This window comes from Lysinibacillus sphaericus (assembly GCF_002982115.1).
GTDB classification, from domain to species: domain Bacteria; phylum Bacillota; class Bacilli; order Bacillales_A; family Planococcaceae; genus Lysinibacillus; species Lysinibacillus sphaericus.
In genome coordinates this window covers 1489449-1510870 of the sequence record NZ_CP019980.1, presented here as the reverse complement: position 1 = coordinate 1510870, position 21422 = coordinate 1489449, and the positions used below count along the sequence as shown (strand labels likewise).

Below are 21422 nucleotides of genomic sequence, written 5' to 3'. Positions count from 1 at the left end.
AATACCTCCAATATTAAGCTATTACACTTCAACTTTCGGAATCTCTGTTGCTTTTTCAGGCTGTAGTGCTTGTGTTTCTTCCTTTAGTTCATGCTTTTGTTCTTGTCTAGCAATACGGTTAGCCATCGCTATAAATGGTAGGTAAATACAAACTGACACGATTATGAGCACAAGACTTAAAACAGCTCCAGTCCACGATTGCGTTACTAAAAGTCCGTTAATAATCGGCGGTGTTGTCCAAGGTGCTACAACCGTTGCCGCTGGAACCCAACCCCATTTTGTTACAAAAAATGCAATGGTTACGTTAACCATTGGTGTTAAAATAAACGGGATAAACAAAATAGGATTCAACACAATTGGAAGACCAAATAGTAATGGCTCATTAATATTGAATAGGCCTGGTGCGGCTGATAATTTGCCTACGGTATTATATTGCTTATTCTTTCTTGCAAAAATAAAGATGGCGATAATCAGTGCAATGGTCGTACCCGATCCTCCCATATTGACAAACGCATCAAAGAATGGCTTATTAACGATATAAGGTGCAACATTTCCAGCCGAAATGGCATTGACATTTTCCTGAATCGCAGCTGAATTAATCGTTTGCATAAATGGCTCGATAATATTAGCACCATGGACACCTAACGTCCATAAGAATGCTGGGATAAAGGCTAAAATTAATGCCGCTCCCCATGTATTTGTTAAGCCCATAAATGGCTCCTGAATTGTTGAATAAAACGACCCCACAATATCCGGAATACCAAAACCTGCCGTAATAATGGTACGCACAAATGCGAAAATCCCAATCGTTATAATGGCTGGCAGCAATGCTGCAAATGATTTCGAAACAGCTGGTGGTACTCCATCAGGCATTTTAATTAGCAGCTTACGATTGCCTGCTAATCTACAAAATAGTTCGGTAGATAACAAGGCCACAAGAATGGCGATAAATATTCCGCCCGTACCTGTTGTTAATCCTGTTAAACCACCTTCACCAAACGTTCCAAATGTTAAATAACTAGATAGACTAATTACGCCAGCCGAAAGACCATCCTTGTTATAACCCTTCGCCAAGTTGTAAGCAATTGTAAAGGCAAGTAACAGCGACAAAATATTAAATGTAGCATTCCAAATGTTACCACCAAATTGTGTCCATGTTTCATGCTTCCAAATAGAATCAAGTGCATTTTGATAAAAATCAATTGGTAAGTTATTAATTAGTACAGCCAACGAACCTACAATTGTCAATGGCATAATCGTAATAAAACCGTCACGAATGGCAACTAAATGACGCTGGCTCCCAACTCTAGCAGCTACCGGCACAAATTTTTCTTCTAAAAATCGGAACATTCCACACACTCCCTTTGCTTTTTATTGTGACATCAAATACATGATGCTACTCCCCTTTGAGTTGTTCATACAGTTCAATCATTTCTTGCGCTAAATCTCGAAATGTTATAGCATTCATTAAGTGATCTTGCGCATGAATTAATAGCATCGATACTTCAACTTTCTCTCCCCTTGCTTCCTGTGTTAACAATGCTGTTTGTGCATGATGAGCCTCGATTAACGCCTCATTTGCCAGCTTTATTTTGTCCTTTGCTTGATTGATTTGCCCCTTTTTTGCTAACTGAAGCGCTTCCATACATTCACTTTTCGTATTTCCACTATGGACGATTAACCCCATAATGGACTGCATCATCGCTGTTTCTTCCATCGGGCTTGCCTCCTCATCCAATTAGTTTCAATGCCTGTTTCAATACATTGTCACCATTCATCATGCCGTAATCAGCCATATTAATAACATCAATTGGAAAATTTAATTCCTTGAATTTTTCTTCAAAAGTCGATTTTAAGTAGCGAACTTGCGGACCAAGTAAAAGGACATCCGCCTTTTTATTTGTTAACACTTTATCTACCTCACTTTCAGCTATGGCAAAAATATCAGCCTCAATATTTTGTTCCTGCGCAGCTTTCTGCATTTTGGAAACTAATAAACTCGTACTCATTCCCGCTACACACACTAACATAATATTTTTCATTGTCAGCACTCTCCTTTTTGTCTTTTTCGTTCTTCATATCCTTGTGACGACTTTCATGAAATCGCTTACTTATACTGAGAATAGCATCTATTGGTATATACCACAATATAGATTTTTCTCCATTTTATACCTCTGTTGCATACTGAAATAATTGGGCTATCGCCTCATTACTTGCGAATAAATGCATTTGCGCAACTGGTATAGTCCAGAAAAAACTTCAAAAATTTTTGCGTTTACCTTTAAACGCCTCTCGTATTACGTTTAGTTATTTTCCTTTTCTCATCTGCAACAGAAATCAAGTTAAAAGTATTCGTAAAATGCAGGCTTATTTGACGGAATCGCCTGCTGCCAATGTTGTATTTCTTCCTCTTCTAGTTCTTTTTGGCTAAAAACAACTGCATCTTTAACACGAAGATAGCCGACCATCATTGCTGAAAATAAGTTGATTGGTAATGTTAACATATGCTGTTCAGACACTGAATTTGCCTCCCTAATCGAAACATGACCATCTTTATTTATCCTGTATATTTGTTCATTCCAAGGACAAAATGGATCCTTAAGACGCACGTATAACGTGTGCTGTAAATTATTCCAAGGGTAACGTTTCATAAAAGCGAAAGCATCCACTATTCGAACCATGACATCTTGTGTTACTTTTTTTTCAATTTGTGGATCTTGAAAATTAAAGCCAAAATAGCGATCATTTGCTGTTATTCCCTCAATCGTGTGTACACTTGCAGCATGGGATGAGACAAAACGCCATAGTGCTTGTTCAGCCAGATGATGTGGCGCAATAAAATCATGGATAGTAAAAATACCATCTTGAATCGTATAACGCATATAGCCAGCTATGCTACTTGCAAAAAAACACGCGGCAAAGTGACTGTCCGGCGATCTTCTTGCAATCCGTTTCCACCAAGCAGCGTCTCGAAGCATGCTACCATTCGTCAGGTGTGCCTGTGCATTATGAAACTGCTGAATTGCTTCAAATAATGTTGTATCTGGCCATTCAAAGCTCATACGTTTCACATCATCGTATTGTTTACCGAAGTCAGGAAACTTCGACTGTGAAATGGTATATTGAAGCTTATCAAAAAATAGTTCCCAGCCAAAGTAACGATAAAAAGAGACAGAAAATGGTGCCAGTACTGAAATGGTTTGCCCGTTTTGTCGCATTTCCTTCAGCGAAGCTATTATCAACTTCTTCATAATCCCTTGCTGACGATACTCTGGATAGGTTGCCACAAATCCAATTCCCCCCATTTCATAATTTTCACCATGTATCGTCATATTCAGTGGCAGTATTAAGAGCTGACCCACGACTTTATCCCCATCATAAGCTCCCAGTGTTGTACTATGTTCAATCCAATAATGAAAATCGTCACGACGTGCACCAGTATATTTATTTGGAAAGCAATAGTCCCTTAGTCGATGAATTTGTAGGTAATCCGTTGATGGAACGCATTTAATATCCATGACACCCTCCTTTTTTAACGAAATATTCTGAATTAAATAATTACATTATTAGCTGTTGTTTTATATATGCTTCAACATCAGAAGCGGTTGCTAACATTAAAATAGCCTCAATATGTTGGCCTAATTGCTCTTTTGAAAGCTTTGCAATCTGTGCCCTTGCTTTGAGAATAGAAGCAGCATTCATAGAAAATTCATCTAAACCGAGAGCCAGTAAAATTGGTATCGCCATTTCATCCGCTGCCATTTCACCGCACATTCCTACCCATTTCCCGTGTTGATGTGCCGCATCAATAATATGTTTAATAAGTCTTAGTACAGCCGGATGATATGGTTGATATAAATAAGAAACCTTTTCATTCATACGATCTGTAGCTAACATATATTGTATTAAATCATTTGTCCCTATGGAGAAAAAATCGACTTCTTGTGCAAATAAATCAGCAATCATCGCGGCTGCAGGTATTTCCACCATTATGCCCACTTCTATTGCATCGGCTATTACAACCCCTTGTGCTTGCAATTGAGCTTTTTCTTCTACTAACATTTGCTTCGCTATGCGCCATTCCTCTAACGTTGCAATCATTGGAAACATAATTTTCAAATTACCATAGGCACTTGCTCTTAGTAAGGCACGCAGTTGTGTACGAAACATGGTTTGTTGATTTAGGCAAATTCGAATCGCTCGGTAGCCTAAAAACGGATTGATTTCAGATGGTAGCTTTAAGTAAGGAAGGTGCTTATCACCACCAATATCTAGTGTACGAACAACTGTAGGCTTCCCTTGCATTTTTTCAAGAACGGTACGATAGGCTTGAAACTGTTCTTCTTCATTCGGGAGTTCCTGCCGCTCCATATACAAAAACTCCGTTCGAAATAGCCCGATACCGTCCCCCGCTGCAAGCAGTACCTTCTCTACATCTTCCAGCTTGCCAATGTTCCCAGCAATCTCTACACTGTGCCCGTCAGCACTTATGCTCGACAACGTACGATATTGTGAGAGCTCACTTCGTTGTTGCTGTTGCAGTTGTTGCTGTTGCATATAAAAAGTAGTCACTTCTGGTGTTACATTCATAAGTATGTTGCCATTTGTGCCATCCATAATAAGGGGCGTGCCGTGTTTAATTTCCTTTGTAGCCGTTTTTGTTCCCACGATGGCTGGAATATCTAGAGAACGTGCGAGAATAGCAGAATGCGATGTTTTCCCACCAATATCAGTAATAAAACCTTTGACATATTTGGTATCTAATTGTGCTGTCATCGATGGAGTTAAATCTTCAGCAACAATTATGACATCTGATGCTAAACGACGAATATCAGGTAATTCCACATGCAATAAATGTGCTAATAATCGCTTCGTTACATCACGAATATCCGCTGCTCGCTCCTGCATATAAGCATTGTCCATTCCTTCAAACATCGATATAAACATTTTTGAAACTTCATGTAGTGCATACTCTGCATTACTGCCTAGTTTCATTTTTTCTTCAATAGCAGCTAACATTTCAGGGTCTTCTAATAAGAGTAAATGGGCAACAAATATCGCCGCTTTTTCTTCACCAAATTTGTCCTGCGCGCTTGTTACGATTTCTTGTAATTCCACTTTCGATTGCGCTAGCGCTTGTTTAAAACGTTCTATTTCAGCCTGAACATCGGTAATCGTCTCTTTTTCAAATGATAAATCTGGTTCCACTAAACAATAAGCATCAGCAAAGGCAATGCCTTCAGAAACGGCAATACCTTTTATCTCTAACATTCTTCACCAATTCCTTTCGTTACGATCACCTCTGTCACCGTTTGCATCAGCTGATCTGCATCTGTCCCCTGTGCCGAAATCGTCACAATACTTCCTGTTACGATTCCTTGTGCCATAACACCCATAATTGATTTTAAATTGACAGACTTGTCATTGTAAGTTAACTGAACATCACAAGCAAATGGTGTTACAGCAGTTACTAATAATGCTGTTGGTCGAGCATGTAAGCCTTCTGGTGTTGTAATCTTAAATGTTTTTTTCATCGATACCCCTCCAAATTTCATTCAAAATTAATCCGAGTTTGATAGTTCGCAATCATAACATCATTATGATGCAAATTCGACTCTACATTGTTACTCTCAAAAACAGGTACTATGTCCTGACAATCCGCCATTATTTCAATAACTTGGCTAAATAACGCATGAAGAATAGCAGAACCAATAACCGTTGACGCTGGAGCATATTGCATCTGCTGTAATTGTAATAAGCCATCTCCTACAGGGATATGTGTATCAATAACAACATCAACGACATCCTCTAATCGCTTACCACTATGATGACGAGTTGGTTGTTGGCGATACGCAAGTGATTGCATAGACATAACGAGGACACCCGATTGTTTGGCTAACAATGCGGCATCGATTGGGGCATCATTGCGTCCAGATGTTGAAATAACAATACATACATCGTGCTCATGAAAATGAAAATGCTCTTTATGGCGCGCTATAATTGTTGGGTCTTTTTCATTTTTCGAAGATGTCAAAGCACCTGCATGTAAAGTTAATGGCTCTATTGTTATAGGACGTACAGGCACAAGCCCCCCGGCACGATAAAAAGCATCTTGTGCTAATAGATGTGAATGCCCACACCCAAACAATTGCACGACCCCTCCACTTTGGAGACGCAAAACAATCTGTTGTGCCGCTTCAGCTATCAGTGCATTTTCCTGCTCTAGCACAATATCTAATAGTTTTTGAAGTTCATGAAAATAAGCACGCATCGCATCACCTTTTAATTTCGCTTATAAATTTGTATCGATCTGCACGATAAGTACTTCGTACAAGTTCGAATGGCACACCGTCTGCTAAATAACTTGTTCGTTTAATAATTAACACTGGTGCTGTACTATTAATTTGCAAATATTTACTGTCCTCCTTCGCCACAATAGCTGCTTCCATTTGTTGTATAGCATTGCCAATCTTCTGATGAAATTTCGCTTCAATCAGTGCATACAATGAGCCCATAATTTTTTTCTCATCTAATTCAGGATAAACTTTCACTGGAATATACGTTCTTTCTATTGCCATCGGTTTAGAATCGGCATTTCGTATCCGTGCAACAAAAAATACTTCCTCCCCAGGTTCTAACAATAAGTCACCGGCTATGTCTAGAGGTGGCACAATTTTTTCAAAGCGCAAAACTTTACTGCTCGGTTCCATTCCTCTTGCACGCATATCTTCTGTAAAACTTGTTAATCCCATTAATGGTTGTTCCAATTTCGGATTGGCTACATACGTTCCTCTTCCTTTTTCACGATAGAGCAACCCACTGTTTACTAAATTGGTAATAGATTGGCGTACCGTCATTCTACTCACATCAAATTGCACTGATAGCTCACGCTCTGATGGAATATTTTCTCCTATTTTGTATTCCTCTAAATAAATTCTTTGCTTTAATATTTCCTCTATTTGTATATAGATTGGTATATGAGAATTTTTATCTAACAAGTTTGACACCTTCCTAACGCGTTCTACTATGATTTCTCAAATACAACTTTTCCCCGACAAATAGTTTTTTCTACATTTAGCTGTTGATCTAATAAAATCACATCCGCATCAAAGCCTTTTGCGATACGACCTTTTGTACATAGCTGTAATTGCTGTGCTGCATTTGCAGAAGACATGGCAACAAGTTCTGACAATGAACAGTTTGTGACCGCTTTCATATTTTTCACTGCTTGTTCCATCGTTAAAATGCTACCAGCTAATGCTCCATTGGGTAAATGCGCTCCGCTTGCTGTAACATGGACCGTTTGACCAGCTAAATCATAATTGCCATATTGCAATCCTTTCGCACGCATTGCATCCGTAATTAAGATAATTCCCGCTGCCCCCTTTAGTCGGTAAGCAAGTTGTATTGACATAGGATGACAATGAACAAAATCCGCGATAATTTCAACTTTCACCGTATTTTCAAGAAGTACGCCACCGACTACCCCTGGATTGCGATGATGGAATGGTCTCATTTGATTGTATAAATGCGTTGCCTGTCTCACACCAACCGCCACTGCTCTATCGACCTCTTCAAACGTTGCATCTGAATGACCAATTGAAACAATTACGCCTTGCTTATGTAGCGCTTCGATAAACGCTATGCCACCTTCCAGCTCTGGAGCGACAGTTATTTGTTTAATACGGTTGTGACTTAATTTCTGCCAATAAGCAAATTGCTCGATTGATGGTAAAATCATATAGTCTACTGGTTGGGCACCAGCTCGCTTCGGTGACACATATGGACCTTCAACGTGCACGCCTAACAACGTGGCTTCATCTTCATCATTTTCAAATTGTGCTATCGTCTTTAATGCTTGCTCAATGCTTGCTTGTGCCTGTGTCATGGTCGTAGCAAGATAGCCTGTGACACCTTCTTGTACTAAGGAACGGGATATTTGATGCAGCGCTTGCTCTGTGGCATCCATCGCATCACTTCCGGCAGAACCATGAATATGCATATCAATATAACCAGGGAATAGCAACCAGTCTTTTCCCTTACCATCAATATATTGTTCTGCCTGTTCGATTAATTCATTGCCTACTTTCATAATTCGACCATTCGCGATGAAAACATCACCTTTGAACGGCAAATCGGTATCGTTGACGATCGTGACATTGGAAATTAATAATCTGTTGCTCAATTCAACACCTCCACTGCCTTTGCTTTTAACAACTTTGCTGTTCAAGAAAAAGACATCTATTTGCATAATGGTCTAGTTGTCTATACCAATTATAGTATGTTCATTTGAAAATAAAAAGTAATTTTTACAATTTTTCTTATTTTTCTTTCAATTTAACAAAAAAGTCCTGACTTAAAATAAGCTAATCCCAATAGAAAAAGTGTTAGATTGACCTAATGTCGACCTAACACTTTTTAAATGTCGCTATTCGCTTCTATCAACGAATGCACTCTTGTAAATTGGGTAAATGTAAATAATACAAGCACAATACTACTTTGCTCTAGCATCCTCTAGCACTCTATGTATGGACGAATCCCGATAGTGCCGTAATGCCAATGAAACATTCGTTTTGAACCCGCAATTTGCAGGTGGGTGCCCGCTTCATAGCTTTAAACGTCCCTCTCCATATGGGGCTTGTTTGCCACTACAAAATTAGATGGCTCCCGACGATATAGTGTTCGGTCAAAACTGTTAAATAGAGTTAGCAGTTAGACAAACACATCAGGATTCGTATTACAGATATCATAACACCATATTTCAGATAATTCAAACGATTTATAGCAAAAAAACAAATTCTTTCGAAATAAACAAAAAATACCTAGATTCCCAACATTTTTTGTTAGAGAATCTAGGTATTCCGCATTATTTTTATCTTTTAAAAGATTTAATCGCGAGGCTTAATTCGCTTAATTGCTCAGGAGATACTTCGCTTGGCGCATCCGTTAATAAGCAGCTTGCACTTGCCGTTTTCGGGAATGCAATTGTATCACGTAAATTCGTACGTCCTGCAAGTAGCATAACGAAACGGTCAAGACCAAATGCAAGACCTGCATGTGGAGGAACGCCGTATTCAAACGCTTCTAATAGGAAGCCGAATTGCGCTTGTGCTTCTTCTTCCGTGAAACCAAGTAGTTTAAACATTTTTTCTTGTAAATCACGCTCATAAATACGTAGTGAACCACCGCCAAGCTCATAACCGTTTAACACGATATCGTAAGCTTGTGCACGTACTGCAGCAGGATTTGTATCCATTAACTCGATATCTTCGTCAAATGGACGTGTGAATGGATGGTGGGCTGCTTTGAAGCGACCATCTTCTTCTGAGTACTCGAATAACGGCCAGTCTGTAATCCATAAGAAGGCAAATTGTGATTCATCGATTAAGCCTAAATCTTGACCTAATTTTGTACGAAGAGCACCTAGAGATGCCGCCACTATAGGAGCTTTGTCAGCTACGAATACTAAAATATCACCAATTTCAGCACCCATGCGCTCAATTAAAGCAGCTGCTAACGCTTCATCGAAGAATTTAGCGATAGGTCCATTTAAACCTTCTTCTGTTACTTTCAACCAAGCAAGACCTTTTGCCCCGTAAATACCAACGAATTTTGTCAGCTCGTCCATATCTTTACGTGAATATTTATCAGCCGCACCTTTGATGTTAATACTTTTCACTTGCTTGCCTTGCGCTACTGTATCAGCAAACACCTTGAAATCACAGCCATCAAAAATATCATTTAATGCTACTAGCTCTAAACCGAAGCGAACATCTGGTTTATCTGAGCCATAGCGATCCATCGCTTCTTGGTATTTCATACGTTGGAACGGTGCAGGAATGTCGATGCCTTTTACATCTTTCATAACAGCTTGAATTAAACGTTCATTCATTTCCAAAATTTCTTCTTGTGTTAAGAAGCTTGTTTCAATGTCCACTTGAGTAAATTCAGGTTGACGGTCAGCACGTAGATCTTCGTCACGGAAACAACGAGCAATTTGGAAATACTTCTCAAAACCTGCTACCATTAATAATTGTTTAAATAGTTGTGGAGATTGCGGTAATGCATAAAACTCTCCCTCATGTACACGTGATGGTACTAGATAGTCACGAGCACCTTCTGGCGTTGATTTTGTTAAAATTGGCGTTTCTACTTCTAAGAAACCTTCATTTTGTAAAAAGTTACGAATTGTACGTGTTACGTCTGAGCGCATTTTGAACGTATCAAACATCACTGGACGACGTAAATCTAGATAACGATATTTTAATCGTAAATCTTCTGAAACGTCAGTGCGATCTTCAATTTGGAAAGGCGGCGTCTTTGCTGTATTAATAACGATTAGGCTTGTTGCTTCAACCTCGATTTTTCCGTTTGGCACATTTGGGTTGATTTGATCTTCTGCACGAAGAATAACTTTCCCTTCAACTTCGATTACGTATTCGCTACGCACTTTATCAGCTAAAGCATGTGCTTCTGCTACATCTGGGCTAAATACTACTTGTGTAATACCTGTACGGTCACGTAGGTCGATAAAAATTAGACCACCTAAATCGCGACGGCGTTGCACCCAACCTTTTAATACAACGTGTTCGCCTTGTAACGTTTCAGAAAGTTCGTTACTAGCATGAGTTCTTTTTGCCATTTTGTATTTCCTCCAACATCTATTTCATTTATTTAAGTAAGTAGTTCACTAATTCTGAGAAAGCGACTTTTTGTTGCTCCCCAGTTGCCATATGTTTGACTGTCGCTGCTTGTTCTTCCATTTCTGTTTCACCTAAGACGATTGTATATTGAGCACCTAATCGGTCTGCAGATTTCATTTGGGCTTTCATTTTGCGATCTAGGTAATCCATGTCGGTTGCAATGCCTTTTGCACGGAATGAACTTGTTAGCTCTACTGCCTTTAGCTTCGCTTCAGCACCCATGGCAATCATGTAAACATCTAGAGCAGATTCTGTATCTAACTCCACTGCTTCAGCTTCAAGCGCTAATAGTAAACGCTCAATACTTAACGCAAAGCCTATACCTGGTACATTAGGACCGCCTATTTCCTCTACTAACCCATTGTAACGACCGCCACCACAAAGTGTTGTGATAGCACCAAAGCCATCAGCAGTAGACATAATTTCAAATGTTGTATGGTTATAGTAGTCAAGGCCACGTACTAAGTTTGGATCTACTTCATACGTAATTCCAAGTGTATCTAAATACGATTTAACTTGAGCAAAATATGCCGCTGAATCGTCTGTTAAAAAATCAGTTAATGCCGGTGCAGAAGCCATTAATGGATGCTCGCGGTCTACTTTACAATCTAAAATACGTAACGGATTTTTTTGCAAACGATTTTGGCAATCTGCACAAAACTCGTGAATATGTGGCTCAAAATGATTAATCAACGCTGTACGATGGGCATCACGTGTTTCTTTATCCCCAAGAGAGTTGATTACTAATTTTAAATCCTTTAAGCCTGTTGATTCATAGATGTCCATAGCTAGCGCAATGACTTCAGCATCAATTGCAGGATCCGCTGAGCCAATTGCTTCAACACCGAATTGCACAAATTGACGGTAACGACCAGCCTGTTGGCGTTCATAACGGAACATTGGTCCAATATAAGATAGCTTGACAGGCTGATCAGGTGCACCAAACATTTTATGTTCTACATAGGCACGTACAACGCCGGCTGTATTTTCAGGGCGCAATGTTAATGAACGACCCCCGCGGTCTTCAAATGTATACATTTCCTTTTGGACAACATCCGTTGTTTCACCAACACCGCGTGCAAATAAATCTGTTTGTTCAAAAATCGGTGTACGAATTTCGTTATATCGATAGACACGACATATATCACGAATAATCGATTCGACCTTTTGCCATTTTTCTGATTGACCTGGCAATATGTCTTGTGTTCCTCGTGGCACTTTAAAAGTCATGAAAATACCTCCTTTTCAATTGCTTATGAGCTAGCCTTCGTATGTAAAATACGAACATACTGTAGATAGACCGACCTTGTACAGAAGAAATCCAACAAAAAAAGCCCTCGTCACCTTGCATAATTGCAAGGGACGAGAGCTGTATATGCTTCCGCGGTTCCACCCTAGTTGACGCATAACGTATATTGCGTCCTCCTCATAATCGGGTAACGGCCGATTCCGTTTTTTCCTACTAAGTATTCCTTTTCAGAAAAAAGCCTCTCAAGTGTTATTCGCCTTATACATTTTTGTAGGAAAGATTGCAGCCTAAGTCTTTCCCTCTCTTATCCAATAGAGGTATACGCTACTTGCTTGGTCATAAGCGGTTAATCATTTTTTGATTACCCTTTATGTTAGTCACAACATAAGGTAATGTCAACTGTTTTCTTGTTTTTCATCATACAGTTGTTAAAAAAACGATTTCTGTTACCTTTTTCCCTCGAATTTTAGCATAAAAACATGGTAAAATAGCACAAGAAAAGGAGGGGTTCGATGACGACAAAACTTATACATAAAACCATTATCTTTGTCTTATTATTAGCATTTATGATACCACATATCAGCGACAAAGAACTAGCGCTTGCCGATACAAGTGATTTAAAAGTAACTGGAACCATACTTCATTTACGCGAAGGACCTGGGCTCTCTTACCCCATTATTACCACATTAGAAGAAGGCGATTCATTAACATCTATCGGTCGCGAGGGAGACTGGATTCAAGTAAAAACAGGCGATTACGAAGGATGGGTAGCTTCATGGCTAACAGCATCCATAAATGAGCAACAAACAATAGATAAAACTGTTATTTCCCAAGTTGATCGTCTAAACATTCGTACGGAACCAGATATTGCGTCCCCTGTTCTTGGACAACTGTCAACAGGTAATCAAGCCACATTAATAACAGAACATGGTGAATGGGCGAAGATTAATTGGAATGGACTAATTGGTTGGGTATCTTCAGACTATGTGACGATTAATGAAAAAACGGAAAAAACAACAACTGAACCAGTAGTTGAAGTGTCTACAACAACCGAATCAAAAGGGACTACTTTTACGATTTTAGTCGATACGTTAAATGTCCGAAAAAAAGCTGATTTAACATCCAAAATTTTAGGGACTGTTTCCAAAGGACAATCTTATAAGGTGCTTGCTCAAGAGCACAATTGGGTGCAAATTCAGTATAGTAATAAAAAAGCCGGTTGGGTTTATAGTTTCTATGGAACATTTTCAAATGCGGTAAAAACGACTTCGAAAACAACAACATCATCTTCATCATCAACGCTTGAATCTGTCACAATTATTTATAATGGCACCAACTTACGCACAGATGCGACAACCACTGCGGAAGTTGTGCAACGTGTAGATGCAGGTGAAACTTTTCCCATTGTAGGTGCTAAAGATGATTTTTATGAAATTCAATTAGGCGATAAAACCGCTTTCGTTGCCAATTGGGTTGTGACCACTTCACAAAATAATGCAGCGACAAAAACAACTAACAAAACAAAGTCTGAGCCTCGAAAAAACGGGACTTTAAATGGACTAACAATTGTTGTAGACCCTGGGCATGGTGGTAATGACCATGGGACGACTGGACAGCGCGGTACTGATGAAAAAGACATTACTTTGAAAACGGCATCCCTGCTTGCTTCCAAGTTAAGTGCAGCAGGTGCAAATGTTGTCATGACACGTGAATCAGATGAATATGTTGCACTTCGCAAACGTGTGTCTATTGCTCACCAGCATGATGCAGACGCTTTTATCAGTATTCACTATGATGCGACTGACAATAGCTCAATTTCTGGCTTTACCTCCTATTATTTAAACAACAATCAAAAAGGGCTTGCTGAAGCCATACACAATGGGCTAGCTAGCAAAATCAACTTAAAAGATCGTGGTACACAACAAGGAAATTATTTAGTACTACGTGAAAATCGACAAAAAGCAGTGCTGATCGAACTCGGTTTTTTAAGTAATGCCAATGAAGAAAGAGTTATTACAACAGCTAAATTCCGAGAACAAGCCTCACTTGGCATTTATCAAGGCATTTTAGATTATTTTGATGCAAACGAATAAAAAAAACCTTCATTTTCTAATTAAAGAAAATGAAGGTTTTTATATGTGATTTACTTATGTTATCGCTAATGTGACCCATACAATTTCCTCCATGCGAATAAAGAAGGGTGTGCGATTAATTTCGATAACGATATGGTCTGGTAATATGGAGGTCAAATTACCTTGCTGAATATTCTTCTTCGTTTGAACAACGATCATTTGGCCAATCATCAGTTTCAGTGTTTCATATAAATAAGGATTCGACATCCTTCCTATTTGCGTCATCGAAATTACACTTCCTTCCCACATTTAGCCATTCTTTTTAGTATATGAAGGAATGCTAGACAATGTACCTCTATTTTGACTCAAGTAGAATTGTAACAGGTCCATCATTTGTCAATGCCACATCCATCATAGCACCAAAAATTCCTGTCTCCACCTGTAGACCATAGCCTCGTAATGCATCATTAAATGCCTCCCACAAAGGGGCCGCCATTTCTGGTCTTGCCGCACTTGTAAAGCTTGGACGATTGCCCTTTTTCGTATCTCCATACAATGTAAATTGAGACACTGATAGGATTGCCCCACCATGCTCCAAAATAGAGTGATTCATTTTCCCTTCACTATCTTCCCACAAGCGTAGATTAGCGACTTTTTTTGCTAGATAGGCCACGTCTTCGGTTGTATCGTCATGTGTAATGCCTACAAGAAGCACATAGCCGCTATCAATAGCACCTGTTACTTCTCCTTGTACCGTAACAGATGCAGCCTTACTCCGCTGTAAAACTACTTTCATAATGTTAAACCCCTCAATCTATAAAAAATCTACACTATTCTTTTCTCAGCCTTTAGTTAATTACACGCTGCACAGAATATATATCAGGTGTTTGTTTTATACGTTCAACAACCTTATGCAAATGAGAAATATTTGAAATTGAAATCGTTAGGTGAATAGTGGCGATTTTATCACGATCAGCACGGCCGCTCACAGCTAAAATGTTCGTTTTCGTCTCGCTGACGATTTGCATAATTTCATTTAAAATACCAGGTCTATCAAAGGCAGATACTTCAATATCGACAGGATACTCTTTTTTCTCAGGTGTAAGCCCATTCTCCCATTCAACTTCAATAATACGTTCCTGCTCATCCTCAATTTGGATGTTTGGACAATCTGCACGGTGTACAGAAACACCTCGTCCTTTCGTAATAAAACCGACAATGTCATCACCCGGCACTGGTGTACAGCAACGAGACAATCGAATGAGCATATTGTCAATTCCTTTTACAATAACGCCAGACTCTGTGCGCTTTTGCGGAATTGGATTTTTCATTTTTTGCTCAATTTTTTCAAGTGCTTCTTCTTGTTCACGCTCTTTACGACGTTTTTCGGCTAAACGATTAACAACTTGTTGCGCTGTAATACCATTTACACCAACTGCGGCATATAAATCTTCTTCATTCGTGTAATTAAATTTATCGCAGACACGTTTTAAGTTTTCCGCTGACATTGTTTCTTTCATGTCGAAATCTTGCGCGCGAATTTCTTTTTCAATCATCTCTTTGCCTTTGATGATATTTTCTTCACGAAGATGACGCTTGAAAAATTGCTTAATTTTGTTTTTTGCTTGGGATGATTGAGCAATTTTTAGCCAGTCACGACTCGGGCCGAAAGATTGTTTAGATGTTAATATTTCAATAATATCACCCGTTTTTAATGGTGTATCGAGCGGCACCATCTTGCCATTAATTTTTGCACCGATTGTACGATTACCGACTTCTGAATGCACACGGTATGCGAAATCGATAGGTACAGAACCAGCTGGCAATTCTATTACATCCCCTTCTGGTGTAAACACGTACACCATATCAGAGAATAAATCGAATTTTAAAGATTCCATGAACTCCTCGGCGTTTGAAGACTCGTTTTGGAATTCTAATATTTCTCTAAACCAAGTTAATTTTTGATCGACATTTTGTTTTTCAATATCAATCTTTTTACCTTCTTTATAAGCCCAGTGAGCTGCAATCCCGTATTCGGCAATTTTATGCATTTCTTTTGTACGGATTTGTACTTCTAGTGGATCACCGTATGGACCAATGACCGTTGTATGCAATGATTGATATAAGTTTTGCTTTGGCATTGCAATATAATCTTTAAAACGCCCAGGCATCGGCTTCCATAATGTATGCACAATACCTAACACTGCATAGCAATCTTTTATGCTATCAACTAAAACGCGAATGGCTAACAAATCATAAATTTCGTTAAATTGCTTTTTTTGAAGCACCATTTTACGATAGATGCTGTATATATGTTTCGGACGACCATAAATATCCGCATCGATTTCCACTTCAGAAAGTTGGGATTTCATTTCTCCCATAACATTGTCTAAATAAGCCTCACGTTCATCTCGCTTCTTCTTCATTAGACTGACAATACGGTAATATTGCTGTGGATTTAAATAACGTAGTGCAGTATCCTCCAGCTCCCATTTTACTGTCGAAATTCCTAGACGATGTGCAAGGGGAGCAAAAATTTCAAGCGTTTCTTTTGAAATACGGCGTTGTTTTTCAGCAGGTAAATGCTTTAAGGTACGCATATTGTGCAAACGATCCGCAAGCTTAATTAAGATAACACGAATATCCTGTGCCATAGCGACAAACATTTTACGGTGATTTTCCGCCTGCTGTGCTTCTTTCGATAAATATTTTATTTTCCCCAGCTTCGTCACACCATCAACGAGCATTGCTACTTCCTCGCCAAATTCACGGACTAGGTCATCACGTGTAAATTCCGTATCTTCGACAACATCGTGTAAAAAGCCTGCTGCCACAGTTTCTGGATCCATTTGTAATTCAGCTAAAATACCGGCAACTTGCACTGGGTGAATAATATACGGTTCACCAGAGCTACGGAATTGCTCAATATGCGCATCTCTTGCCAATTCATATGCTTTTTTCACGAATGCGACATTTTCCTCATTCATGTAGGATTTGACTAACTCAAAAACGTCCTCAGGAGTCAAAATTTGCTCTTTCGCCATAACATGTCCACCTTGCTCGTCAAATTTTTCAGATTAGATATAAACTTAATTGTATAAAAAATAGAGGGCGATTGTAAAGGGACTGTGTCATATAGTTTAGATAATATCGTGAACAAGTTTTATAAATGGAAAAAATATTGATTATTATAAATAAAAAGACCCTTTGCTAGGCTGTTTTGCTTCGCAAAGAGTCTTTCATTTACTTGTTAGTTTGCTTTGTTGTAAGCCACTGCAATTTTCGCACCAACTACTGCATTGTTTTTCACTAATGCGATATTGGCATCAAGGCTCTTACCTGCTGTTAACTCTTTTACTTTACCAAGTAAGAATGGTGTTACGTTTTTACCTTGGATACCATTTTCTTCAGCTTCTTGTAAAGCCTTTTCAATAATGCTTGTGATAAATTCATGCTCTAGCGCATCCGCTTCAGGGATAGGGTTTGCAATAACTGCGCCACCTTGTAAGCCTAAATCCCACTTAGCACGCAACATTGCTGCAACTTCTTCCGGTGTATCTAGTTTAAAGTTGACATCAAATCCGCTTTGGCGAGTGTAGAATGCTGGAAGCTCAGACGTGCCATATCCGACTACTGGTACACCTTTTGTTTCAAGATATTCTAATGTTAAACCGATATCTAAAATAGATTTCGCACCTGCACAAATAACAGCTACATTTGTTTGTGCTAATTCTTCTAAGTCTGCTGAAATATCCATTGTTGTTTCAGCACCACGGTGTACGCCTCCGATACCACCTGTAACGAAAATCTCAATACCTGCAAGCTCAGCGCAAATCATTGTTGCAGCAACTGTTGTCGCACCTAATTTTTTCGTAGCCAATAAATAGCCTAAATCGCGACGAGAAGTTTTTGCAACACCTTGTGCATTCCCAAACATTTCAAGTTCTTCGTCAGATAAACCGATTTTAATTTTCCCATCAATCAGCGCGATTGTTGCAGGCACCGCACCGTTATCACGAATAATTTGCTCTACTTCACGTGCCGTTTGTACGTTTTGAGGATATGGCATACCATGTGAAATGATTGTTGACTCTAATGCAACAATTGGTAGTCCTTGTGCTTGTCCAGCTTTTACTTCTTCTGATAATACGATGAATTCTTTCATGATGTTATTCCTCCATTTCACTTTTCAACAATTCTTCTGATAATTCAGGTCTTACTGTATATGGGGATGCCAGTGTATTTTTGGCATTCGTTAAGCCTGCGTCTATGCAAACTTCAAACGATTGCCCCCTTAACCAACTATGAATGACAGCACTTACAAAAGCGTCACCCGCGCCCGTTACATCTTCAATTTTCTTTATTGCTTTCGCAGTAAAATGACGTGGTGGACTAGTGGTAGAGGCAGCATAGACTCCTTTGCTACCTGCCGTAATAATGACATGCTCTGCTCCTAATTGTAGAAGCTTTTGAATCGCTTTGTCATAGTTTGCCTCGGTATTGATTGTATGACCTACAATCGTCTCTGCTTCGTCCGTATTACATATAAACCACGTAACACCTTGCAATGTATCCGGTAATCGATTCATTTTGGGAGAAGATACAGGAACGATAACAAATGGAATAGCGCGCGCAATCGCGACTTGTTGGATATACACTACCGTTTCTTTCGGGCAATTTAAATCCATAATAAAGCAGCCAGCATTCATAAGCATTGCCTCGTATTTCTTTAACAAACTCGGCAACAATAAATCATAAACTTCCATATTTGCCACAGCTAATGCAAGCTCACCTTGCTCGTCCATAATTGCCGTATAAGAACCAGTTGAAGCATCTGGTAACTGCTCGACATAGCGCAAATTCATAAATGATTCTGATGCTTCTTGGATTACTTGCCAATCCGCATCTTTCCCTGCTGTCGTTAATAATGTCACCTGATGATTAAGTCGGCCTAAATTTTCCGCAATATTGCGTCCAACTCCACCTACACTGAATGAGGAACTAGCAGGATTCGAAGTACCTAATTGAACAGTCCCTTTTACATGAAATTTGCGATCGAGATTGGCGCCACCGATACAAATAATTTCATTTTCCTCAGGTAAAATATAAGCACGACCAACAATTTTCCCTTGCTTCGTTAAGCTCGACACTAAGTTCGCAAGTACTGGACGGGACAGATTCATCTTATCTGCCATCTCTTGCTGAGACATAAACGGATTTTTGCGAATTAAAGCCAGTACCGCTTGTTCTCTTTCATTCATAGCATCACCTTTTATTATATTTGTTTGTATTATAAACTTTTGTTTGAGCGAAGTCAAAACATTTCATACGATTTGTTTAACGCTTCCCACTTCTATATTTTCCCTTCAAATAAAATGCAAATATTTTCAATAAAAAATAGCACACTAGATTAATTTTCTAGCGTACTATTTGTCCGTTCCATATTGTTTATACTATTATGCTGTATCAGCATTATGCATGACATTCGGGACTTGTTTTTTTACAATGATGACAAACAAACCAGCTAAAACACAAAAAACGCCAGCCAAGAAAAATGCCCAAGTATAAGAATTGAAAAGTTTATAGATAAGACCTCCCCCATATGCTGCTACTGCTGCGCCTGCCTGATGGGAAGCGAATATCCAGCCATAAATAACTCCGCTTTTTTGGGTACCAAAAATTTGCCTTGAGATACTAACAGTTGGCGGTACAGTTGCAATCCAATCTAGTCCATAAAAGACAGTAAACATGATAAGTAATGGTAAAGAGCCTTGCACTAATGCATACGGCAGTAAAACTAAGGAAGCCCCCCGTAAAAGATAATACCAAAATAGTAACCAACGATTATCGAAGCGATCCGATAACCAGCCTGATAATGTTGTTCCTACTAGATTAAAAATTCCCATGAAGGATAGAAAAGATGCTGCTGTTACTAACGGAATACCGAAACTAATACAATACGATACAAAATGTGTACCTATTAAGCCACTAGTCGATAATCCACAAATAAAGAAACTACCAGCCAAAAGCCAAAATGCTTTCACTTTCACAGCCTCAAATAAACCATTAAAGGCAATAACGATTGGATTTTTCTTATTTTCTACTACATCTTCCAATCGTTCTTCGTCAAGACCATATGCAAGAAGTCCCACATCCATCGGTTTATTTTTCATAAACAATGCAATAATCATTAACATGATCGAACTTAACACAATGATTAATGCAATTGCCCAACGCCATGAGTAATGTTCAATCATCATCGCTAAAATTGGGAGCAGTACTAATTGGCCTGTTGCAGTACTAGCTGTTAGTATTCCTAATGCAAGCCCTCTTCTTTTCTCAAACCAATGATTCGCCACAAAAGGACTTAATACTGTTAAAAAGAGACTAGCTCCTAAACCAATAATAAAGCCCCAAATTATCATTAATTGCCATGCTTGTTGCATCAACAATGTGAGCGAGATCCCTATGACTAATATTATCATCGCAGCTAACATCATTTTCTTTAATCCAATCACTTCAAGTAGTGCTGCCATAAATGGGCCTGAAATGCCATATAAAAAAAGGCTGATGGCAAAAGCCATTGCAATGATTGAACGATCCCAGCCAAACTCCTGTTCAAACGGACCAATAAAAACACCAGATGAAGATAAAGTAATACCCGCTACAATAATGGAGAAAAAAGTAATCGCTAAAACAAACCAGCTGTAATGAATACGTTTCATAAAGCCACCTACATTCTCAGATAATGTAACACTTTAAGGATATTTTCATATAAAATAAAAATACATGTATATACATATATAATAATAACTTGTTATTTTTTATGTCAAGAAATATTTTCCATTTAAGTGCTATAATATAAACAATTAAAAAACATAAAAGGAGAGCTTATTTGATGGAGAAAGTATACACAGACATTGACTATACTCAAATTTGCGTATGTACAAATCTTAGAAAGAAGACTAGAGTTGTAACGCAGTTATACGATAAAATTCTTGAACCTACTAATTTAAAAGTTACGCAATACGCTCTGTTAGCCAATATAGCAAAGCATCAAGCCGTTTCAGTTAGTCAACTAGGCATTATTCTTTCACTTGACCAGACGACAATAACCCGCAATGTCAATCTTTTGAAAAAAAATGGCTATGTGGCTATTACCCAAGATTCCCAAGATGGCCGAACAAAAATTATCTCCCTAACTACTACCGGCCTGGAAAAACTAAATGAAGCAACACCTATTTGGAAAGACTTACAGGAAAAAATCATCCATGATATTGGATTCGAACAATATATAAATTTTTATAACACGCTCCAAAAAATACAAAAAGTAGTGAAATCCTATGAAAAAAGGTAGACTCGAATTGTGTACAAATTGTTTGCGTGCCTGACACCAAA

At 38.7% G+C, this 21422-nt stretch carries 19 protein-coding genes, 1 other RNA gene and 1 other annotated feature; of the genes, 2 read left to right on the top strand and 18 right to left on the bottom strand.

Annotated elements, in window-relative coordinates:
- Nucleotides 1–21: 21 nt before the first annotated feature.
- The 12 genes from LS41612_RS07530 to hisS all read right to left on the bottom strand — a co-directional run bounded on the left by LS41612_RS07530 (nucleotide 22) and on the right by hisS (nucleotide 11933).
- The gene (locus tag LS41612_RS07530) at nucleotides 22–1350 is read right to left on the bottom strand and encodes a PTS sugar transporter subunit IIC (protein ID WP_024363136.1); all 1329 of its coding nucleotides are present in this window, start codon (nucleotides 1348–1350) and stop codon (nucleotides 22–24) included.
- 46 nt (nucleotides 1351–1396) lie between these two features.
- Nucleotides 1397–1717: a PTS lactose/cellobiose transporter subunit IIA gene (locus LS41612_RS07525; protein ID WP_024363137.1), complete on the bottom strand. Its 321-nt coding sequence runs from the start codon at nucleotides 1715–1717 to the stop codon at nucleotides 1397–1399.
- A 13-nt stretch (nucleotides 1718–1730) separates the two neighbouring features.
- Nucleotides 1731–2042 (bottom strand): PTS sugar transporter subunit IIB, encoded by a 312-nt coding sequence (locus tag LS41612_RS07520; protein WP_029747276.1) that lies wholly within the window; start codon nucleotides 2040–2042, stop codon nucleotides 1731–1733.
- Between the two features lie 300 nt (nucleotides 2043–2342).
- Nucleotides 2343–3518, bottom strand: coding sequence for a GNAT family N-acetyltransferase (locus LS41612_RS07515; protein ID WP_024363139.1), 1176 nt, complete (start codon nucleotides 3516–3518; stop codon nucleotides 2343–2345).
- A 40-nt stretch (nucleotides 3519–3558) separates the two neighbouring features.
- Entirely contained in the window at nucleotides 3559–5271 is a 1713-nt protein-coding gene (gene ptsP, locus LS41612_RS07510) for a phosphoenolpyruvate--protein phosphotransferase (RefSeq protein WP_024363140.1), read from the bottom strand.
- Entirely contained in the window at nucleotides 5265–5534 is a 270-nt protein-coding gene (locus tag LS41612_RS07505) for an HPr family phosphocarrier protein (RefSeq protein WP_024363141.1), read from the bottom strand. The genes ptsP and LS41612_RS07505 overlap by 7 nt, the downstream gene beginning before the upstream one ends.
- A gap of 17 nt (nucleotides 5535–5551) precedes the next feature.
- Nucleotides 5552–6271 (bottom strand): sugar isomerase domain-containing protein, encoded by a 720-nt coding sequence (locus LS41612_RS07500; RefSeq protein ID WP_024363142.1) that lies wholly within the window; start codon nucleotides 6269–6271, stop codon nucleotides 5552–5554.
- Nucleotides 6272–6275: 4 nt separating this feature from the next.
- Nucleotides 6276–6998, bottom strand: a complete 723-nt coding sequence (locus LS41612_RS07495; protein ID WP_024363143.1) for a GntR family transcriptional regulator — start codon at nucleotides 6996–6998, stop codon at nucleotides 6276–6278.
- Between the two features lie 26 nt (nucleotides 6999–7024).
- Nucleotides 7025–8185 (bottom strand): N-acetylglucosamine-6-phosphate deacetylase, encoded by a 1161-nt coding sequence (gene nagA / locus LS41612_RS07490; RefSeq protein WP_024363144.1) that lies wholly within the window; start codon nucleotides 8183–8185, stop codon nucleotides 7025–7027.
- Between the two features lie 347 nt (nucleotides 8186–8532).
- A non-coding RNA gene (gene ssrS / locus LS41612_RS07485) (6S RNA) lies at nucleotides 8533–8735 on the bottom strand.
- Between the two features lie 137 nt (nucleotides 8736–8872).
- Nucleotides 8873–10642, bottom strand: a complete 1770-nt coding sequence (aspS, locus tag LS41612_RS07480; protein ID WP_024363145.1) for an aspartate--tRNA ligase — start codon at nucleotides 10640–10642, stop codon at nucleotides 8873–8875.
- Between the two features lie 28 nt (nucleotides 10643–10670).
- Complete coding sequence (gene hisS, locus LS41612_RS07475) at nucleotides 10671–11933, bottom strand: histidine--tRNA ligase (protein WP_024363146.1); 1263 nt, start codon at nucleotides 11931–11933, stop codon at nucleotides 10671–10673.
- 125 nt (nucleotides 11934–12058) lie between these two features.
- Nucleotides 12059–12301, bottom strand: a binding site (T-box leader).
- 163 nt (nucleotides 12302–12464) lie between these two features.
- Here hisS and LS41612_RS07470 point away from each other — a divergent pair.
- Nucleotides 12465–14045: an N-acetylmuramoyl-L-alanine amidase family protein gene (locus LS41612_RS07470; RefSeq protein WP_024363147.1), complete on the top strand. Its 1581-nt coding sequence runs from the start codon at nucleotides 12465–12467 to the stop codon at nucleotides 14043–14045.
- 54 nt (nucleotides 14046–14099) lie between these two features.
- On the opposite strand, the gene LS41612_RS07465 is transcribed toward LS41612_RS07470, so the two are convergent.
- The 6 genes from LS41612_RS07465 to LS41612_RS07440 form a co-directional block, all read right to left on the bottom strand.
- Nucleotides 14100–14309, bottom strand: a complete 210-nt coding sequence (locus LS41612_RS07465) for a DUF2642 domain-containing protein (protein ID WP_024363148.1) — start codon at nucleotides 14307–14309, stop codon at nucleotides 14100–14102.
- A gap of 70 nt (nucleotides 14310–14379) precedes the next feature.
- Nucleotides 14380–14820 carry a D-aminoacyl-tRNA deacylase gene (gene dtd / locus LS41612_RS07460; RefSeq protein WP_024363149.1) on the bottom strand — a complete coding sequence of 147 codons (441 nt, stop codon included), beginning with the start codon at nucleotides 14818–14820 and terminating at the stop codon, nucleotides 14380–14382.
- 52 nt (nucleotides 14821–14872) lie between these two features.
- Nucleotides 14873–17068, bottom strand: coding sequence for a RelA/SpoT family protein (locus LS41612_RS07455; protein WP_024363150.1), 2196 nt, complete (start codon nucleotides 17066–17068; stop codon nucleotides 14873–14875).
- A 206-nt stretch (nucleotides 17069–17274) separates the two neighbouring features.
- Nucleotides 17275–18189, bottom strand: a complete 915-nt coding sequence (locus tag LS41612_RS07450) for a pseudouridine-5'-phosphate glycosidase (protein ID WP_024363151.1) — start codon at nucleotides 18187–18189, stop codon at nucleotides 17275–17277.
- A 4-nt stretch (nucleotides 18190–18193) separates the two neighbouring features.
- On the bottom strand, nucleotides 18194–19285 hold the full coding sequence (locus tag LS41612_RS07445) for a carbohydrate kinase (RefSeq protein ID WP_036205294.1): 1092 nt from the start codon (nucleotides 19283–19285) through the stop codon (nucleotides 18194–18196).
- A gap of 195 nt (nucleotides 19286–19480) precedes the next feature.
- Nucleotides 19481–20749 carry an MFS transporter gene (locus LS41612_RS07440; protein ID WP_024363153.1) on the bottom strand — a complete coding sequence of 423 codons (1269 nt, stop codon included), beginning with the start codon at nucleotides 20747–20749 and terminating at the stop codon, nucleotides 19481–19483.
- Nucleotides 20750–20922: 173 nt separating this feature from the next.
- On the opposite strand from LS41612_RS07440, the gene LS41612_RS07435 reads away from it, so the two are divergent.
- Nucleotides 20923–21381 carry a MarR family winged helix-turn-helix transcriptional regulator gene (locus LS41612_RS07435; RefSeq protein ID WP_024363154.1) on the top strand — a complete coding sequence of 153 codons (459 nt, stop codon included), beginning with the start codon at nucleotides 20923–20925 and terminating at the stop codon, nucleotides 21379–21381.
- Nucleotides 21382–21422: the final 41 nt, after the last annotated feature.

Excerpts from the sequence above, each read along its gene's own strand:
- LS41612_RS07530 (WP_024363136.1), bottom strand. The coding sequence starts at position 1,350 with ATGTTCCGATTTTTAGAAGAAAAATTTGTGCCGGTAGCTGCTAGAGTT.
- LS41612_RS07525 (WP_024363137.1), bottom strand. The coding sequence starts at position 1,717 with ATGGAAGAAACAGCGATGATGCAGTCCATTATGGGGTTAATCGTCCAT.
- LS41612_RS07520 (WP_029747276.1), bottom strand. The coding sequence starts at position 2,042 with ATGAAAAATATTATGTTAGTGTGTGTAGCGGGAATGAGTACGAGTTTA.
- LS41612_RS07515 (WP_024363139.1), bottom strand. The coding sequence starts at position 3,518 with ATGGATATTAAATGCGTTCCATCAACGGATTACCTACAAATTCATCGA.
- ptsP (WP_024363140.1), bottom strand. The coding sequence starts at position 5,271 with ATGTTAGAGATAAAAGGTATTGCCGTTTCTGAAGGCATTGCCTTTGCT.
- LS41612_RS07505 (WP_024363141.1), bottom strand. The coding sequence starts at position 5,534 with ATGAAAAAAACATTTAAGATTACAACACCAGAAGGCTTACATGCTCGA.
- LS41612_RS07500 (WP_024363142.1), bottom strand. The coding sequence starts at position 6,271 with ATGCGTGCTTATTTTCATGAACTTCAAAAACTATTAGATATTGTGCTA.
- aspS (WP_024363145.1), bottom strand. The coding sequence starts at position 10,642 with ATGGCAAAAAGAACTCATGCTAGTAACGAACTTTCTGAAACGTTACAA.
- hisS (WP_024363146.1), bottom strand. The coding sequence starts at position 11,933 with ATGACTTTTAAAGTGCCACGAGGAACACAAGACATATTGCCAGGTCAA.
- LS41612_RS07470 (WP_024363147.1), top strand. The coding sequence starts at position 12,465 with ATGACGACAAAACTTATACATAAAACCATTATCTTTGTCTTATTATTA.
- LS41612_RS07465 (WP_024363148.1), bottom strand. The coding sequence starts at position 14,309 with ATGACGCAAATAGGAAGGATGTCGAATCCTTATTTATATGAAACACTG.
- dtd (WP_024363149.1), bottom strand. The coding sequence starts at position 14,820 with ATGAAAGTAGTTTTACAGCGGAGTAAGGCTGCATCTGTTACGGTACAA.
- LS41612_RS07455 (WP_024363150.1), bottom strand. The coding sequence starts at position 17,068 with ATGGCGAAAGAGCAAATTTTGACTCCTGAGGACGTTTTTGAGTTAGTC.
- LS41612_RS07450 (WP_024363151.1), bottom strand. The coding sequence starts at position 18,189 with ATGAAAGAATTCATCGTATTATCAGAAGAAGTAAAAGCTGGACAAGCA.
- LS41612_RS07445 (WP_036205294.1), bottom strand. The coding sequence starts at position 19,285 with ATGAATGAAAGAGAACAAGCGGTACTGGCTTTAATTCGCAAAAATCCG.
- LS41612_RS07440 (WP_024363153.1), bottom strand. The coding sequence starts at position 20,749 with ATGAAACGTATTCATTACAGCTGGTTTGTTTTAGCGATTACTTTTTTC.
- LS41612_RS07435 (WP_024363154.1), top strand. The coding sequence starts at position 20,923 with ATGGAGAAAGTATACACAGACATTGACTATACTCAAATTTGCGTATGT.